We start from the raw sequence: 13,030 nt of genomic DNA, 5'->3' as shown, positions 1-13,030 counted from the left end.
TGTCTAGAAACGTTTTATACAGCAAGAATGGAGCCCTCTGAATTCAGAGGGCTTTTTTGTTATCTTTTTTCGGACAAGATTCATGATTCTGAGTAAGTCGTTTTGTTTGACAGATGTAATTAAAAGAGTTACAATAGACGCATCTTAAGAAATAGAGGTTATCGATATGATTGATATTACATATCTAGATGGTGCAAAACAAGAAAGAGTCATGCATTTTGATTCCTATGAAGAGTTTGAACGCTCCCAACAGACCTGCTTGATCGGTGTAGCGGATTACTATTCTGTACAAAAATTGACCTATAATGGGCACGAACTCGATTACCATGGAACTTACGGAGATGTCTTCTTCTATTTGATGAAGCAAGACCTCGATCAATACAAAAACTAAAGGAGAAAAACAATGGCAAAAGCAATTACAGACGCAACATTTGAAGCAGAAACGAAAGAAGGATTGGTCTTGGTAGACTTCTGGGCGACCTGGTGTGGTCCATGTCGTATGCAAGGTCCAATCTTGGATAAATTGTCTGAAGAACTTTCAGAAGATGTCTTGAAAATCGTTAAAATGGACGTTGATGAAAATCCAAATACAGCGCGTGCTTTCGGCATTATGTCTATCCCTACTCTTCTTTTCAAAAAAGATGGACAAGTGGTTAAACAAGTTGCTGGTGTTCACACAGCAGAACAAATCAAGGCCATTGTGGCTGAGTTGAGTTAAAAGCATAAGCACTCCCATTAATAAAATGGGAGTGCTTTTTTATATGATAAATTGCAAGAATAAGTGCAATAGTTAGTATTGAAAAGATTGAATGGCCTCTTTCAACTCATCTTGTAAAAAGTCTCTCTGATCAAGTTGAATATAGACTTCTAACAGACAGGATCTAAGGTTGGAAAATTTATAAAAATCTCCCCTCTCCTCTATTGGAAAGTCAAGCGTTTTTATCCAAGAAGCTACTTGTTCTTGCTCGATTTTCCCTTGCAAAATAGGTTCATAGAGCACTCTAGCTAAACGCCAATCCTCATCATCGGTAAAACGAATTGAAATTCTTTTAAAGACTTGGCCAAGTATGTTCAATCCTTCATGAACTTTGTTATTAGGAAGGTCTGGATGACAAACTACTTCTGTTAAAAGATCAGCTCCATGCGCAAAAGCGTGAACCCAACCATACTGGCTGGAAAAACCTGTTGTATCCTTTTCTTTTAAAAGATAGTGTAAGCCTTGATCCAGTAAAATATATCTTATATCAGCTTTTAATCTTTGATAAAAAATCGATTGTTGGTTGGCATCTGCAGACAAGAGATTGGCATAAATCAGTGCTCTAAAAGAACGATCAAGTGTCGATAGTCCAATCTTGTCAATCTCTTTTTCTACTCCTTCATCGGATATAATCGTCTCAGAAATGAAATGAAACTGTTCCTGTGTAAAGAGTTCTTCTTGAATCCCTCTAGCCAAGCTTGTAAAAACGAGATCATCGCGAATTTCTGGTGAGGGATCTCCTAAATGTTCCAGCAACCACTGGATTTCTTCTCGGTTATAGCTTGGTTTTTCTTCTGTCACTTTACTTTGTAATTCTTGATACATCCCTACACCTCTGAATTTCTACTAGCTTATTTTAGAGTTGGCTGTAGAGGAGTTTATTCTCCCAATTCTGCACTGTAAGCAATAATTTGATCCACTGTGTCTGAAAGGAATTGGATGGTGTCGCGGAGTGGTTTGTCAGTCGAGATATCTGCTCCGATAATCATGGCTGACTCAAGTGGGGTCTTGCTGCCACCTGATTTGAGGAGGTCTAGCCAATCTTTATCTCCATTTTCGGAGTTCTTCAAATGCAAGTATCCCGCTGTTGAGATAACCAAGCCAGCTGAGTAGGTGTAGCTGTATAGCCCCATGTAGTAGTGGCTTTGGCGCATCCAGGTCAACGCTGCATCGTCATCGATTTCAACGGCATCTCCCCAGAATTCGGTCAAGACTTCCTTCATGATGCTGTTGAGCTTGCTAGCGCCGAAGGTGCCACCTTCTTCGATCAAGGTGTAGACCTTGCGTTGGAAGGCTGCTTCCAACAAGTGGGTGATGAAGTTGTGGAAGTAGGTGTCTGTCAAGCGGTGTGCTAGGGCAAAGCGTTTTTGACGAGGGTCGTCAAACTGGTGTTCCAAATAGTCGCTGAGGAGGAGCTCGTTAAAGGTAGAAGGAGCTTCCACATAGTAGGTCGACATGTGGGCGTTGAAGTAGCTTTGGTTGTTGTCTGAGAAGATGAATTGACCAGAGTGTCCGATCTCGTGGATCAGGGTGTAGACATCGCTCATGCGTCCTGTCCAGCTCATGAGGACATATGGGTGGACACGGTATGGGTCAGCGGCATAACCACCGGAATCCTTGCCTTCATTGGCCGCAAAGTCGACCCAACGTTCGGTTTGGTAGCGGGCGATTTCGCGGGAGTATTCTTCTCCAAGAGGTGCCACAGATTTCATGACCAAGTCATAGGCATCATCAATGGTAACATCAGGGTTGAGCGCGCTGTCCAAGTCCAACTTCCAATCAGCAAAGGTCATTTTCTCAAGACCGTTGACCTTGGCTACGTGTTTGAGGAATTTTTGAGCGACCGGAGCGAAATCCTTCATGATCAGGTCAATCTGACGGTCAAACATAGAACGATCCACTTCCTGCTCAGCCAAGAGATAGTCAAAGACAGAGTCGTAGCCTCGCATATCTGCGATCAGTTTTTCAGACTTAACTTGAGCTAGATAGGTAGCAGCAGCCGTGTTTTGGTGCTTGCGGAGACCTTCTGAGAAGGAACGAAAGGCTTTTTCACGGACTTCCGCATTCTCATGGTTTTGGTAGAAGTTTTCATAGGTGACAAAGCTATTCTTGTAGACTTTTCCATCCACTTCAAAATCAGCCATTTCAAAGTCGCCAGCCCGCATCTTGGTATAGATGTCTTGTGGTCCGTAGAAGACTTCACCCAGGTTGGTCAAAGTTTTTTCCACATCAGCTCCCAAGTAGTGGGCTTTTTTAATTTTAGCCTGACGAATGGCATAAGTGAGGTGAGGGAGTTGCCCGAGGCGTTCGAGGACTTCTTCATCCGCTTCTACCAAAGCATCATCAAAGAAGGAAAGTTCGACGCTCGCCCAAGTTTCGAAATCCATCCCCGCTTGGGCAATTTCCGCAAAAGCTTCATCGCCAAAGTCAGTCGTTTGTGGCATAAAGCTGTAGTTGCCAATGTGACTGAGTTGGATCTGAATTTGTTCAAAGACCGCAAAGGCAGCTTCAAAGTCTTCAAAAGTGTGGAGCTTGCCCTTGTAGTTGCGGACAAATTCATTGATTTCTTCGCGTGTTTTTTCAATGGCGCGCAAGAAGTCTTCCTGATCTTGGTAGAGGGCTGTGAGGTCCCAGAGTTCGTTCTCAGGAAATTCAGAACGTTTTTTTAATTCCATAGTGTTCTCCTTTTGATCAAATAACTATACTCAGTATAGCAGAAAATAGGGGAGAATGATAGGTGAAAGGAGAACTTATCAAAGCTAGCTGGATCCAATAAGAAGCCAAGGATTTTCTAGCTTTTTTACCTTCTTTTGGTATAATAAAGTGGAGAAAGTTTTAGGGAGTATACGATGAAGAAATTCTATAAAGTTAGCTTGGTAGCGATGACCTTGCTAACCTTGGTGGCATGTGGGCCTAAGCGACGTCCTCGGACGCAACCCTCTACAGCTCAAAGTGAAGTAACAGATGGAAAAAATTCCAAAAAAGCATCGTCTGGGCATGAGTACTATCAAACAGTGCTTGAGCGTTACCAGGCCTACTCTAGGGCGATCGAAGCAGGTGATAGTGCAGGTCTAGAGACCAAACTAAAAGAAATAGATCCTCAATCGGATGAGTATGTCTATGCCATATATCTTCAAACTCTGGGTAGTAAACCTAACCTTTCCTATTTTTATACAGATTTGGATAAGGATGGGCGGGACGAACTCTTGATTGGGAATGGCCAAACAGTCTCAGCAATCTACTATCTGAAAGGCCAGCAACCAGAATTGTTGCATACAGCTTTTGTGGCTTCCTCTGGTGGCTCTCGTTCAAGTTTTCAAATTTTTGAGGATGGCTCGGTCATTTATGCTAGCTTTTCGTCTCTTCAACCAGAAGTAGATTTAATCCATTACAAGTTCCAAAAAGGAAAGCTGGAGACTGTCAATAAGATCCAAATTAAAAATGGGGACGGTCAGAAGCCAGAAAAAGCCTTAGGGATTACAGCAAAAGAATTGGATCAAGCAAAATTTGGATGGAAAGAACTAGAGACTGGGAAGAAGGCGATCAGCCAAGCAAGTACCTCAGAGCAGCAAACAAATAGTTACCAAGTCCGTGTAGCAGTTTCAGATCTTCGAATTCGTAAAGAAGCATCGATCAAGGGGGAAGAAGTCGGGATGATCCCGCAAGGTGTTTACACGATAACTGAGACGGTTACAGCTGATGGATATACCTGGGGCAAGCTCCAATCTGGCCAAGGCTGGATCGCGCTTGAGTTTACGACGAGAGTGGAAGGGGGAAATGCATCTACTGTTAAAGGATTGAGTGCGGAAGATCAAGAGGATATCCACTCGGTAGTAGAGAATGGCTATTCTTTAATGTATTCTAGATTGGTCAAACCAACCTTTATATTAGATTTATCAAATGATCATAGCGGTATCTATTCTTATACAGAAGGCATGTTTTTAGATTATTTCAATACTTATACTCCAGGTACCTATCAACTTGCAGATGTCATTAAAAAATTGGAAGCTCAAGAAACATCAGAATCCATTCAATCTATGACTACAGATCAATTAATTCAACTTGCGAAAGAAAGAAAACAAGGATGGATATACTCTTCGAAAGATAAGAAGTTTTTTGAATTCGTTCCAGGTGGACGTGGAGGTGCTGGCCCAGAGGTTGTTATTCCTTCAGCAGATGAGTGGGTCGTTGAGAATGATACAGTTACAGTAACAACTAGAGTTAAGACCTCTTCTCAACCTTTTGAGCGCTATGTGTTGAAGCGGAGCAAGAAAGACTATTCAGGTGGAGAACACAAAACGCGATTCTATGTCGTTAGTAAAGAAAATGTGTGGAATGGAAAATAGACGGTAGCTATATCTAGCTCTAGAATTTTAAAATAAGTGGAAATCAAATATTCCTCGAAAAAGGCTTTTAAAGCCTTTTTCTTTTGGGCTTGAATATGGTAAAATAAAGGTTATACGTGCTTGGATACAAAGATGAGGATATAACATACAGAAAGGCTGTTGAAATCCCGATCTCGTTGAGTTGGGTGGCCTTAGTATCTTGATAGTTGAACACGGGCTAAATCCCTAGTGAAAAAGATAGATTTCCTGGTGTGCGTGGCACACTGCGTCAATCTCCTATTTTCATACGGGATTCTTCACGCCCTTTGTATCCTGATTTTTGTAGGCAAGTCGTATAATTTTATCAATCCAAAGGGGATTACAATGACAAAACAAGTGTTTCAAACGACTTTTGCGGGTCGTGAGTTGATCGTAGAGACTGGTCAGGTTGCTAAGCAAGCCAATGGCTCTGTTGTCGTGCGTTATGGTGAGTCAACTGTCTTGACTGCTGCCGTTATGTCTAAGAAGATGGCAACTGGGGATTTCTTCCCACTTCAAGTCAACTACGAAGAAAAAATGTATGCGGCTGGGAAATTTCCTGGTGGATTTATGAAACGTGAAGGACGTCCTTCAACAGATGCGACCTTGACAGCACGTTTGATTGACCGTCCAATCCGTCCAATGTTTGCGGAAGGTTTCCGTAATGAAGTGCAAGTCATCAACACAGTCCTTTCTTACGATGAAAATGCATCTGCCCCAATGGCAGCGATGTTTGGTTCATCCTTGGCACTTTCTATCTCAGATATTCCATTTGACGGACCAATCGCTGGGGTACAAGTAGGTTATGTTGATGGCCAAATCATCATCAACCCTACTCAAGAGCAAGCAGAGCAATCGCTTCTTGAATTGACAGTAGCTGGTACTAAGCACGCTATCAACATGGTAGAGTCTGGTGCCAAAGAATTGTCAGAAGAAATCATGTTGGAAGCCCTTCTTAAAGGACACGAAGCTGTCAAAGAATTGATTACCTTCCAAGAAGAAATCGTTGCGGCAGTTGGGAAGGAAAAAGCAGAAGTTGAATTGCTTCATGTGGATGCTGAATTGCAAACTGAAATCATTGCAGCCTACAACAGCGACCTTCAAAAAGCTGTTCAAGTTGAAGAAAAATTGGCGCGTGAAGCTGCAACTCAAGCAGTCAAAGACCAAGTCACAGCAGTTTACGAAGAAAAATATGCAGACCACGAAGAATTTGACCGTATCATGCGGGACGTGGCTGAAATCTTGGAACAAATGGAACACGCAGAAGTGCGCCGTTTGATTACAGAAGACAAGGTTCGTCCAGATGGTCGTAAGGTCGATGAAATTCGTCCGTTGGATGCACAAGTGGACTACCTTCCTCGCGTTCACGGTTCAGGTCTCTTTACGCGTGGACAAACGCAAGCCCTTTCTGTTTTGACCTTGGCACCAATGGGTGAAACGCAAATCATCGATGGTTTAGACCCTGAGTACAAGAAACGCTTCATGCACCACTACAACTTCCCACAATATTCTGTAGGGGAAACTGGACGTTACGGTGCACCTGGTCGTCGTGAAATTGGTCACGGTGCTCTCGGTGAGCGTGCCCTTGCTCAAGTCTTGCCAAGCTTGGAAGAATTCCCATATGCCATCCGTTTGGTAGCAGAAGTATTGGAATCAAATGGTTCTTCATCTCAAGCATCTATCTGTGCGGGAACTCTTGCCCTCATGGCTGGTGGTGTGCCAATTAAGGCGCCAGTAGCAGGTATTGCTATGGGTCTCATTTCAGATGGAAACAACTACACCGTATTGACAGATATCCAAGGTTTGGAAGACCACTTTGGAGACATGGACTTTAAGGTTGCAGGTACGCGTGACGGGATTACAGCCCTTCAAATGGATATCAAGATCCAAGGGATTACTGCGGAAATCTTGACTGAAGCTCTTGCCCAAGCCAAGAAAGCTCGTTTTGAAATCCTTGACGTGATTGAAGCAACGATTCCAGAAGTTCGTCCAGAATTGGCTCCAACTGCTCCGAAAATTGATACCATCAAGATTGATGTGGACAAGATTAAGATTGTCATCGGTAAAGGTGGAGAAACCATCGATAAAATCATCGCTGAAACAGGCGTTAAGATTGATATCGATGAAGAAGGAAACGTGTCTATCTACTCGAGCGACCAAGCTGCTATTAACCGCGCTAAAGAAATCATTGCTGGTTTGGTTCGTGAAGCTAAAGTGGACGAAGTCTACCATGCTAAAGTTGTGCGTATCGAGAAATTCGGTGCCTTTGTCAACCTATTTGACAAGACGGATGCCCTCGTTCACATCTCTGAAATGGCTTGGACTCGCACCAACCGTGTCGAAGACCTGGTAGCTATTGGTGATGAAGTGGATGTCAAGATTATCAAGATTGATGAAAAAGGTCGTGTCGATGCTTCTATGAAAGCACTCTTGCCACGTCCGCCAAAAACAGAACATTCGGAAGAAAAAGGTGAGAAGGGTCATCGTCATGGCGACCGTCCTCGTCACCACAAACCTAGAAAAGATTTTGCCAAAGATTCAGGCGAAGCAACGAAAGAATAAGCATTTAAAAGAAAGGAGCACGGTATGGGATGGTGGCGTGAAACCATTGATATTGTAAAAGAAAATGACCCAGCAGCACGTACCTCGCTGGAGGTCCTCTTGACCTATCCAGGCGTTAAAGCGTTAGCTGCTCACCGTGTTTCTCACTTTTTGTGGAATCATGGCTTTAAGCTTCTAGCTCGGATGCACAGTCAGTTCTGGCGCTTTTGGACCCAGATCGAAATCCATCCAGGTGCGACAATTGCTTCGGGTGTCTTTATCGACCATGGAGCGGGCCTCGTTATTGGGGAAACAGCTATTGTTGAAAAAGGCGTCATGCTCTACCATGGGGTGACGCTCGGTGGAACTGGAAAGGATACAGGGAAGCGTCATCCAACGGTTCGTGAAGGAGCTTTGATCTCCGCTCATGCTCAAGTCATCGGCCCGATTGAGATTGGGGCCAAGGCCAAAGTAGGAGCAGGGGCAGTGGTAGTCTCTGATGTACCGAGTGATGTGACCGTTGTCGGTGTTCCTGCCAAGATTGTTCGTGTTCACGGTAAGAAGGATGAGCCAATCATTCACCAGGAAGAAGAAAAGCGTGAATACTACGTGAATAAGATGGAGCACGCCAAGGAAGCCAGTCACCATTCATCAAGTCTTTAGAAAAGGTTGGAAAAGTTATCGAAGTGAAATATGACAGGAGGAACCGACCTGTCAGATTTACCAGATGCTATTTTGAACCAGGTAGTCCTTGAACTGAAAGAAGGCTTGGAGTCAATTTCGCAAGAGTAAAGTCTATCAGTTCTTCTACACAGCTGACTATGTAGATCATCATAACCGAACCTGGGGTGCCCGCCATGAAGAGCGGACAGCTGATGCCATGACTTTTTTCACTATCGCTTTGACAATAGCAAAGGAACTAGAAAGGTAACTACAAGAATGGCAGTTTATTTTTACGGCTGTATCACCATGGATGGCTACTTGGCAGACAGCCAGCACAGGATAGACTGGCTGCATCAGCTTGCTTCTATAGAGGATACAGGCTATGATGACTTTTACAGGCAAATGGATATCACCATCATGGGTAAGCGGACCTTTGAGGAAATCCAAGATTTGCAAGATGTAGAAAGTTTTTATCAAGCTACGGAAAACTATGTCTTTACGCATGATAGGCACCTGCCTGTCAGCAATTACCAGCCAGTAGCTGGGGATGTGGTGGACTTTGTTCGCCAGATTGACAAAGGCAAAAATGTCTTTGTGATTGGTGGTAATTCCTTGGTAGGACCGCTCTTGGATGCGGATCTTTTCGACCACCTCATTATTCAGATAGCGCCCCTTATCCTAGGAAAGGGGGTTCCCCTCTTTACCCAAGAGGAAGGGCAGCGCTTTTATCAACTGGATAGCCTCAGACAATTTGGCCCTTTTGCAGAGCTGGTTTTCAGCCGAAAAAGTCAGAAATAAAGAAGGGAGTGGACCGCATGATTAAAATTTATGACACCATGTCTCGTGATTTGCGAGAATTTGTCCCAATCGAAGAAGGAAAGGTCCGCATGTATGTTTGTGGGCCAACAGTTTACAACTATATCCACGTGGGGAATGCCCGTTCGACAGTAGCCTTTGACACGATTCGTCGCTACTTTGAGTATCGTGGCTACGAGGTTAACTACATTTCCAACTTTACAGATGTGGATGATAAGATTATCAACCGTGCCAAGGAAGAAAGCATTACTCCTCAGGAAGTGGCAGACAAGTACATTGCGGCTTTTCGTGAGGATGTGACGGCTCTCGGGGTCAAACCTGCAACCCGCCACCCTCGTGTGGTCGAGTTTATGGACGACATCATTCGTTTTGTCGCTGATTTGATCGAAAAAGGCTATGCCTACGAGAGCCAAGGGGATGTTTATTTCCGTGTGGAAAAATCCCACAACTATGCTAAGTTAGCCAACAAAACTCTAGAAGACTTGGAGTTAGGTGCTTCTGGTCGGACAGATGAAGAGACTGCCCGCAAGGAAAATCCAGTCGACTTTGCCCTTTGGAAAGCTGCGAAGCCGGGTGAAGTTTCTTGGGACAGTCCTTGGGGTCCTGGTCGTCCTGGTTGGCACATCGAGTGTTCGGTCATGTCAACGGGGATTTTAGGCGATACCATTGATATCCACGGTGGTGGAGCCGATCTTGAGTTTCCACACCATACCAATGAAATTGCCCAGTCTGAAGCCAAAACAGGCAAAACTTTTGCCAACTACTGGATGCACAATGGCTTTGTCAATATCGACAATGTCAAGATGTCCAAGTCCTTAGGTAACTTCATTACTGTGCATGATGCATTGAAGACCATCGACGGCCAAGTCCTTCGCTTCTTCTTTGCGACCCAGCACTACCGCAAGCCCATTAACTTCACAGAAAAAGCGGTACGCGATGCGGAGACCAACCTCAAGTATTTGAAAAATACCTATGAGCAACCGTTCACAGGAGAAGTGGATCCAGCAGACTTGCAAGGCTTTGTGGACAAGTTTATCGCGGCGATGGATGAAGATATCAATGCAGCGAACGGAATTACTGTCGTCTTTGAATTGGCTAAATGGATCAATTCAGGTCACTACAATCAAGACGTCAAGGATGCCTTGACCAAGATGTTAGAAGTCTTTGGAGTGGTCTTTGTCGAAGAAGTCTTGGATGCAGATATTGAAGCCTTGATCGCTGAACGCCAGGAAGCGCGGGCTAAGAAAGATTTTGCGAGAGCAGATGCCATTCGCGATGAATTGGCTGCGCAAGGAATCAAGCTCTTGGATACAAAAGAAGGTGTAAGGTGGACTCGTGATTGATGTCAATCTAATCAATGGGATTGCCCTGGCCTTTGAGGGAGATGCGGTCTATTCTATGTATATTCGCAAGCACCTGATTTTGCAAGGGATGACCAAGCCCAATAAACTTCATCAGGCAGCTACCCGCTACGTCTCTGCCAAGGCTCAGGCTAGTCTGATTGCGATGATGTTGGAAGAAGAGCTTTTGACAGAGAAAGAAGTCGAGATCTATAAGCGCGGTCGCAATACCAATAGCCATACCAAGGCCAAAAATGCGGATGTCGTGACCTATCGCATGTCGACGGGTTTTGAAGCGGTCATGGGTTACCTGCATCTGACAGATGAAATCAATCGCTTAGAGGAATTGGTAGCTTGGTGTATCCAAAAAGTGGAAGAAGGAACAAAATAGTGAAAAATATCAGAGAGTGGTTCCCTCAGGCAGAGGTGACGGATCACCCCAATCCACCAGTTGGTTATGTAGCCATTCCCCTGCAGGCCCAGCAATGGTTGCTACTGAGGGAAGAAGAGCTAACCGAGCGAGAAAAACAATTGATTGCCTGGTTGGCTAGTGAGGAAGATCTTGTTCCCAATCCTTGGTACCAATACCTGATCGATGGAAAGGGAGAAGCCCCTCAAGTTATCCAAAAAATGCAACTTGTCTATTGCCACCTCTCGCACTCGACAGCGGAAGGAACGGCTTCCTGGTTAGAGATGATGCAGACGCTTTTGCCCAACTTTCGGGCAGTCTTGCAACTGAGTGGACAGGACTATGTACTCATTCTAGATCAAGAGCAGTCGCTGGCTGTGGCTGATATCTTAAAAGATACCGTCTCTGCCATGGAGTATGATTTTAACATTCGTTTATCCATCATGGTCGGGCAGGTATGGACCGAGTCAAAAGCTGGGAAAGTATCTCCTGTCATCCGAGCAGAACGGGCAGCCTTTCGAGCCTGGATCCGAGAAGGCCATCAAGGTGTTTACCGCTTTTCTCAACTCTACCTATGGGGAATCGAGCAGGCAGATTTGGATCTCCATCCTATCAAAGAACGCTTGCATCAGTTGATTGGGAGTCAAGACCAGTTGCAGGATATCATTGTTGCCCTCTGGGACAATGGGGCAGTTGTGACCAAGGCGGCCCAGCAACTCTATCTCCATCGCAATTCACTCCAATACAAGATTGATAAGTGGGAAGAGCTAACGGGTCTCCAGTTAAAAAATCTGACTGATCTAGCCCTTTGTTACCATTTGGTTCTACAGGATGTGATTTAACGGAATGAATTGAGAGTTTTGTGCAACTTGCACAAAACTCTTTTTCTTTTTTGTGAGACTTGCCATAGTTTTGTAAAGCGTTTTCATTTATAATAGAATTATAAAAATCAAAGGAGTACCATCATGGTAGAATTAAATCTTAAAAATATTTACAAAAAATATCCAAACAGTGAACACTATTCAGTTGAAGATTTCAACTTGGACATCAAAGACAAAGAGTTTATCGTTTTCGTAGGTCCTTCAGGATGTGGTAAATCAACAACTCTTCGTATGATCGCTGGTCTTGAAGATATCACAGAAGGTGAATGTTCCATCGATGGTACTGTTGTAAATAACGTGGCACCTAAAGACCGTGACATCGCCATGGTATTCCAAAACTACGCTCTTTACCCACACATGACTGTGTACGATAACATGGCCTTTGGTTTGAAATTGCGTAAATACAGCAAGGAAGATATCGACAAACGTGTACAAGAAGCAGCTGAAATCCTTGGCTTGAAAGAATTCTTGGATCGTAAACCAGCTGACCTTTCTGGTGGTCAACGTCAACGTGTGGCTATGGGTCGTGCCATTGTCCGTGATGCAAAAGTGTTCTTGATGGACGAACCTTTGTCAAACTTGGATGCGAAACTTCGTGTATCCATGCGTGCTGAAATCGCGAAAATCCACCGCCGTATCGGAGCTACAACTATCTACGTAACTCACGACCAAACAGAAGCGATGACTCTTGCTGACCGTATCGTTATCATGTCTGCGACTAAAAACCCAGCTGGTACTGGTACAATTGGACGTGTGGAACAAATTGGTTCTCCGCAAGAAGTGTACAAGAACCCTGTTAACAAATTCGTAGCTGGATTCATCGGAAGCCCTGCCATGAACTTCATTAACGTCAAGTTGGAAGGTGGACACATCGTTACTAACGGATTGAATTTGAAAGTTCCAGAAGGTGCTTTGAAAGTCTTGAAAGAAAAAGGCTATGATGGTAAAGAATTGATCTTTGGTATCCGTCCAGAAGACGTGAATACAGAAGCTGCTTTCCTTGAAACTTTCCCAGAATCAGTCGTGAAAGCAACCATCTCTGTATCTGAGTTGCTTGGTTCTGAATCACACTTGTACTGCCAAGTTGGTGACAACGAATTTATCGCGAAAGTGGATGCGCGTGACTACCTTGAAACAGGTGCAACCATCGAACTTGGATTTGACTTGAACAAAGCTCACTTCTTCGACAAAGAAACTGAAAAGACAGTATACTAATACCTACTGGCGCTATAGAGACTGAGACAATGTGTCTCGGTCTC

At 44.2% G+C, this 13,030-nt stretch carries 12 protein-coding genes and 2 pseudogenes; 12 read left to right on the top strand and 2 right to left on the bottom strand.

The genetic code is table 11. The features are described from left to right. Positions 1-166 precede the first annotated feature (166 nt). Both FJR71_RS06005 and trxA read left to right on the top strand, forming a co-directional pair. Positions 167-391: a DUF4649 family protein gene (locus FJR71_RS06005; RefSeq protein WP_125329207.1), complete on the top strand. Its 225-nt coding sequence runs from the start codon at positions 167-169 to the stop codon at positions 389-391. Between the two features lie 12 nt (positions 392-403). Further along, positions 404-718 (top strand): thioredoxin, encoded by a 315-nt coding sequence (gene trxA / locus FJR71_RS06000; RefSeq protein ID WP_006595584.1) that lies wholly within the window; start codon positions 404-406, stop codon positions 716-718. A gap of 72 nt (positions 719-790) precedes the next feature. Here trxA and FJR71_RS05995 read toward each other — a convergent pair whose 3' ends face one another. Both FJR71_RS05995 and pepF read right to left on the bottom strand, forming a co-directional pair. Then, positions 791-1,582, bottom strand: coding sequence for a DUF2785 domain-containing protein (locus tag FJR71_RS05995; RefSeq protein ID WP_140814327.1), 792 nt, complete (start codon positions 1,580-1,582; stop codon positions 791-793). Between the two features lie 53 nt (positions 1,583-1,635). Further along, positions 1,636-3,432: an oligoendopeptidase F gene (pepF, locus tag FJR71_RS05990; RefSeq protein ID WP_140814326.1), complete on the bottom strand. Its 1,797-nt coding sequence runs from the start codon at positions 3,430-3,432 to the stop codon at positions 1,636-1,638. Positions 3,433-3,606: 174 nt separating this feature from the next. Between pepF and FJR71_RS05985 the strand changes: the two genes are divergently transcribed. From FJR71_RS05985 to FJR71_RS05940, 10 genes and pseudogenes are all read left to right on the top strand, one after another. Beyond that, positions 3,607-5,103: a hypothetical protein gene (locus tag FJR71_RS05985; protein WP_048790004.1), complete on the top strand. Its 1,497-nt coding sequence runs from the start codon at positions 3,607-3,609 to the stop codon at positions 5,101-5,103. A 363-nt stretch (positions 5,104-5,466) separates the two neighbouring features. Further along, entirely contained in the window at positions 5,467-7,683 is a 2,217-nt protein-coding gene (gene pnp / locus FJR71_RS05980) for a polyribonucleotide nucleotidyltransferase (protein ID WP_324250047.1), read from the top strand. A 24-nt stretch (positions 7,684-7,707) separates the two neighbouring features. Next, positions 7,708-8,325: a serine O-acetyltransferase gene (cysE, locus tag FJR71_RS05975; protein WP_129270001.1), complete on the top strand. Its 618-nt coding sequence runs from the start codon at positions 7,708-7,710 to the stop codon at positions 8,323-8,325. Between the two features lie 30 nt (positions 8,326-8,355). Next, a pseudogene (locus FJR71_RS10190) lies at positions 8,356-8,451 on the top strand (YdeI/OmpD-associated family protein); the annotation flags it as partial. After that, positions 8,429-8,593 (top strand): annotated as a pseudogene (locus FJR71_RS05965) (nucleoside phosphorylase); the annotation flags it as partial. The pseudogenes FJR71_RS10190 and FJR71_RS05965, both read left to right, overlap by 23 nt. 8 nt (positions 8,594-8,601) lie before the next feature. Next, a complete protein-coding gene (locus FJR71_RS05960; RefSeq protein ID WP_129270003.1) occupies positions 8,602-9,123 on the top strand; it encodes a dihydrofolate reductase family protein in 522 nt (173 codons plus the stop codon). Positions 9,124-9,140: 17 nt separating this feature from the next. Continuing rightward, positions 9,141-10,484 (top strand): cysteine--tRNA ligase, encoded by a 1,344-nt coding sequence (cysS, locus tag FJR71_RS05955; RefSeq protein ID WP_129270005.1) that lies wholly within the window; start codon positions 9,141-9,143, stop codon positions 10,482-10,484. Further along, complete coding sequence (locus FJR71_RS05950) at positions 10,477-10,872, top strand: Mini-ribonuclease 3 (protein ID WP_129270007.1); 396 nt, start codon at positions 10,477-10,479, stop codon at positions 10,870-10,872. Before cysS ends, FJR71_RS05950 begins: the two co-directional genes overlap by 8 nt. Then, positions 10,872-11,732, top strand: coding sequence for a helix-turn-helix domain-containing protein (locus tag FJR71_RS05945; RefSeq protein ID WP_129270009.1), 861 nt, complete (start codon positions 10,872-10,874; stop codon positions 11,730-11,732). Before FJR71_RS05950 ends, FJR71_RS05945 begins: the two co-directional genes overlap by 1 nt. A 123-nt stretch (positions 11,733-11,855) precedes the next feature. Next, the gene (locus tag FJR71_RS05940; protein ID WP_140814324.1) at positions 11,856-12,986 is read left to right on the top strand and encodes an ABC transporter ATP-binding protein; all 1,131 of its coding nucleotides are present in this window, start codon (positions 11,856-11,858) and stop codon (positions 12,984-12,986) included. Positions 12,987-13,030: the final 44 nt, after the last annotated feature.

Source organism: Streptococcus xiaochunlingii, from assembly GCF_006385805.1.
Taxonomy (GTDB): Bacteria; Bacillota; Bacilli; order Lactobacillales; family Streptococcaceae; genus Streptococcus; species Streptococcus xiaochunlingii.
Note: the sequence above shows the minus strand (reverse complement) of the source record. Positions and strands in the feature narration are given on the sequence as shown.

Coding starts and splice junctions, on each gene's coding strand:
- FJR71_RS06005 (WP_125329207.1), top strand. CDS start 167: ATGATTGATATTACATATCTAGATGGTGCAAAACAAGAAAGAGTCATG.
- trxA (WP_006595584.1), top strand. CDS start 404: ATGGCAAAAGCAATTACAGACGCAACATTTGAAGCAGAAACGAAAGAA.
- FJR71_RS05995 (WP_140814327.1), bottom strand. CDS start 1,582: ATGTATCAAGAATTACAAAGTAAAGTGACAGAAGAAAAACCAAGCTAT.
- pepF (WP_140814326.1), bottom strand. CDS start 3,432: ATGGAATTAAAAAAACGTTCTGAATTTCCTGAGAACGAACTCTGGGAC.
- FJR71_RS05985 (WP_048790004.1), top strand. CDS start 3,607: ATGAAGAAATTCTATAAAGTTAGCTTGGTAGCGATGACCTTGCTAACC.
- pnp (WP_324250047.1), top strand. CDS start 5,467: ATGACAAAACAAGTGTTTCAAACGACTTTTGCGGGTCGTGAGTTGATC.
- cysE (WP_129270001.1), top strand. CDS start 7,708: ATGGGATGGTGGCGTGAAACCATTGATATTGTAAAAGAAAATGACCCA.
- FJR71_RS05960 (WP_129270003.1), top strand. CDS start 8,602: ATGGCAGTTTATTTTTACGGCTGTATCACCATGGATGGCTACTTGGCA.
- cysS (WP_129270005.1), top strand. CDS start 9,141: ATGATTAAAATTTATGACACCATGTCTCGTGATTTGCGAGAATTTGTC.
- FJR71_RS05940 (WP_140814324.1), top strand. CDS start 11,856: ATGGTAGAATTAAATCTTAAAAATATTTACAAAAAATATCCAAACAGT.